This is a genomic window from Ruegeria sp. MALMAid1280 (assembly GCF_049195285.1).
Classification (GTDB): domain Bacteria; phylum Pseudomonadota; class Alphaproteobacteria; order Rhodobacterales; family Rhodobacteraceae; genus Ruegeria.
Map to the genome: position 1 here is coordinate 1 of NZ_JBMIRT010000013.1, position 828 is coordinate 828.

The window sequence follows — 828 nt, forward strand, 5'->3', positions numbered from 1 at the left end:
CGCCGCAATAACGGCCCCGCTATTCGGCGGACCTGTGCTCAGTTCGTCGAACTCTGCCGCCGGATCGGGGTGCTGAAGGGGGATTGTGTCGCCATCGACGGATCCAAGTTCAAGGCCGTGAACAACCGGGACAAGAACTTCACCAAGGGCAAGATCAACAGCCGCACCGCCCATCTGGTCGCGAGCATCGAGCGCTACCTTGATGAAATGGTCCGGATCGACCGTCAGGAAGAGGGTGAGGCCCGGGCCGGGAAATTGCCAATCTGGCGCAGCGCTGCGAGTGCATCCGGCAGGAGATCGAGCGCTTGATGGACATCGGCCAGACGTTCAGGGCGAGCCCGGACAGTCAGATCTCCCTGACCGATCCGGATGCCCGGTCCATGGCTACCAGCGCCAGGGGCAGCGGTTTTGTGGGCTACAACGCCCAGTCCGCGGTGGATACCGAAACCCATCTGATTGTCACGCACGACGTGATCAATGCCGGGCATGACCGTGAACAACTGTCGCCGATGGCCAAGGCGGCGAAGGCTGCTCTCGGGCGCGACGAAATGAGCGCGGTGACGGGCAAGGGTTATTTCAGCGGCCGGGAAATTCTGGCCTGCCACGAGGATGGCATCACCACAACCCTCCCCGGCCCGAGACATCGGGCAACCGTAAGAAGGGCAGGTATGTGAAGGCCGATTTTGCCTATGACGCGGATGCGGATGTTTACCGATGTCCGGCAGGCGAGACGCTGACATACCGCTACACGACTGAAGAAGGCGGCCTGGTGGTGCGGCGCTACTGGACCGACGCCTGTCAGACCTGCCCTGTCAAGGCGGGCTGCAC

1 pseudogene is annotated in these 828 nt (G+C 62.4%); it reads left to right on the top strand.

The annotated features are described in order from the left end of the window. Window positions 1-828, top strand: a pseudogene (locus ACOQFT_RS00135) (IS5/IS1182 family transposase); the annotation flags it as partial.